This is a genomic window from Aureimonas frigidaquae (genome assembly GCF_001463905.1).
In the GTDB taxonomy this organism is placed as follows: Bacteria; Pseudomonadota; Alphaproteobacteria; order Rhizobiales; family Rhizobiaceae; genus Aureimonas; species Aureimonas frigidaquae.
Genome location: NZ_BBWR01000001.1, coordinates 2,501 through 5,798, shown reverse-complemented (window position 1 = coordinate 5,798; position 3,298 = coordinate 2,501). Strand labels below are relative to the sequence as shown.

2 rRNA genes are annotated in these 3,298 nt (G+C 55.0%); both read right to left on the bottom strand.

Annotated elements, in window-relative coordinates:
- Nucleotides 1-14 precede the first annotated feature (14 nt).
- Nucleotides 15-129, bottom strand: a 5S ribosomal RNA gene (gene rrf / locus AUL30_RS00025).
- 55 nt (nucleotides 130-184) lie between these two features.
- Nucleotides 185-3,005: ribosomal RNA gene (locus AUL30_RS00020) — 23S ribosomal RNA — on the bottom strand.
- Between the last annotated feature and the right edge of the window lie 293 nt (nucleotides 3,006-3,298).

The following is a 3,298-nucleotide window of genomic DNA, read 5'->3' as shown; positions in this document are numbered from 1 at the left end:
CATGCACTTTGCAGACCTGGCAGCGACCGACTTTCCCGCGTCTTGAGACGAAGTATCATAGGCGCAGAGGCTTTTCACGGCCGAGTTCGGAAAGGGATCGGGTGGGGGAGCCTCGCCATGACCACCAGGTCGGCGAAGTGCATGAAGGAAGCTGGTTCTTGATGATGATGATTGGCGAATGAGAACGATCAAGCCGATCGAGCTATTAGTACCGGTAAGCTTCGCGAGTTACCTCGCTTCCACACCCGGCCTATCGACGTGGTGGTCTTCCACGGCTCTGATAGGGAATACTCGTTTTCAGGTGGGTTTCCCGCTTAGATGCCTTCAGCGGTTATCCCGACCGTATATAGCTACCCTGCTATGCGGCTGGCGCCACAACAGGTCCACCAGAGATACGTCCATCCCGGTCCTCTCGTACTAGGGACAGATCCTGTCAATATTCCTACACCCACGGCAGATAGGGACCGAACTGTCTCACGACGTTCTGAACCCAGCTCACGTACCGCTTTAATTGGCGAACAGCCAAACCCTTGGGACCTGCTCCAGCCCCAGGATGCGATGAGCCGACATCGAGGTGCCAAACAACCCCGTCGATATGGACTCTTGGGGGTCATCAGCCTGTTATCCCCGGCGTACCTTTTATCCGTTGAGCGATGGCCCTTCCACTCGGGACCACCGGATCACTATGACCGACTTTCGTCTCTGCTCGACGTGTCTGTCTCGCAGTCAGGCGGGCTTATGCCATTGCACTCGACGAACGATTTCCGACCGTTCTGAGCCCACCATCGCGCGCCTCCGTTACTCTTTGGGAGGCGACCGCCCCAGTCAAACTACCCACCATACACTGTCCCGGACCCGGATGACGGGCCGCGGTTAGACATCCATGACGATAAGGGTGGTATTTCAAGGATGGCTCCACGAAGGCTGGCGCCCTCGCTTCAAAGCCTACCACCTATCCTACACATGCCGACACGAATGCCAGTGTAAAGCTATAGTAAAGGTGCACGGGGTCTTTCCGTCTGACCGCAGGAACCCCGCATCTTCACGGGGAATTCAATTTCACTGAGTCTGCGTTGGAGACAGCGGGGAAGTCGTTACGCCATTCGTGCAGGTCGGAACTTACCCGACAAGGAATTTCGCTACCTTAGGACCGTTATAGTTACGGCCGCCGTTTACTGGGGCTTCGATTCAGAGCTTGCACCCCTCCTCTTAACCTTCCAGCACCGGGCAGGCGTCAGACCCTATACGTCGTCTTGCGACTTCGCAGAGCCCTGTGTTTTTGATAAACAGTCGCTACCCCCTGGTCTGTGCCACCTCGTCACGGTTGCCCGCAACAAGGTCACGCTTCTTCCGAAGTTACGCGTGCAATTTGCCGAGTTCCTTCAACGCAGTTCTCTCAAGCGCCTTGGTATACTCTACCTGTCCACCTGTGTCGGTTTCGGGTACGGTCTATATGGTGGGGCTATTTCCTGGGACCTCTTCGCTGCCGGACCAATCCGATAAGGACCGACAACACACAAGATCCGTCACTCTCCACCAGGCCCACGATTATTAACGTGGTTCCCATCGACTACGCCTTTCGGCCTCGCCTTAGGGGCCGGCTAACCCTGCTCAGATTAACTTTAAGCAGGAACCCTTGGACTTTCGGCGAGGGAGTCTCTCACTCCCTTTATCGTTACTCATGTCAGCATTCGCACTTCCGATACCTCCAGCAGCCCTCACAGGTCCGCCTTCAATGGCCTACGGAACGCTCCGCTACCGCTCACTCCTAAAAGTGAACCCACAGCTTCGGTGTATGGCTTGAGCCCCGGTACATTTTCGGCGCAAGAACCCTTAATTCTAGACCAGTGAGCTGTTACGCTTTCTTTAAATGATGGCTGCTTCTAAGCCAACATCCTGGTTGTTTTGGGATTCTCACATCCTTTCCCACTTAGCCATAACTTGGGGACCTTAGCTGGTGGTCAGGGTTGTTTCCCTCTCCACGACGGACGTTAGCACCCGCCGTGTGTCTGCCGGACAGTACTTCCAGGTATTCGGAGTTTGGTTAGGTTTGGTAAGACGGTGAGTCCCCCTAGCCCATCCAGTGCTCTACCCCCTGGAGTATTCATCCGACGCTCTACCTAAATAGATTTCGCGGAGAACCAGCTATTTCCGAGTTTGATTGGCCTTTCACCCCTAGCCACAAGTCATCCCAATCTATTGCAACAGATGCGGGTTCGGTCCTTCAGTGCGTGTTACCGCACCTTCAACCTGCTCATGGCTAGATCACTCGGTTTCGGGTCTAATCCGACGAACTGAACGCCCTGTTCAGACTCGCTTTCGCTACGCCTACACCTACCGGCTTAAGCTTGCTCGCCAGACTAAGTCGCTGACCCATTATACAAAAGGTACGCCGTCACCCTTGCGGGCTCCGACTGTTTGTAGGCATCCGGTTTCAGGTTCTATTTCACTCCCCTTGTCGGGGTGCTTTTCACCTTTCCCTCACGGTACTGGTTCACTATCGGTCATGCACGAGTACTTAGGCTTCGAGGGTGGTCCCCCGAATTTCAGACAGGATTTCACGTGTCCCGCCTTACTCATGGACCGTCCTGGACATTGCGCGTACGGGGCTGTCACCCTTCTTGCCAAGCTTTCCAACTTGTTCCGCTTCTTCCATGAACGGCCACTGGCCTGGTCCGCGTTCGCTCGCCACTACTAACGGAGTCTCGGTTGATGTCCTTTCCTTCGGGTACTTAGATGTTTCAGTTCCCCGAGTTCGCTTCTAACCCCTATGTATTCGAAAGTTAGATACCTTTTAAACGATACCTGGAAACCGCTCGGGCCAGACCCCCTCTTCAGGAGATCCAGCCAGACCGGTTTTCCAGGCATCAAAGGTGGGTTGCCCCATTCGGAAATCCACGGATCAAAGCTTATTCGCAGCTCCCCATGGCTTATCGCAGCGTATCACGTCCTTCATCGCCTGTGCATGCCAAGGCATTCACCAGATGCCCTTAAGACACTTGATCGTTCTCATCGCCAATCACCATCCATCCCATCCAGGCAAAACCCGGACAGAAGAGAGAGGACGGTCATCGACGCATATCATTTCTCCAAGCACCGCAAACATGGGACCGCGTGCAACGGCTCCCCCACGTCCTGCAGCGGTGCTCGTGCCAGCCGGACATCCATCAAGAACATCCAACTGGCGAAAGACCAGCTTCCAGAGACGGGACCCGACGATGGCGGTCAGGCACATCGATCTGGACAAGACCTCTTACAGCCTCATCCATGGGTATGGCGCGGATCGTTACCCCGAAAG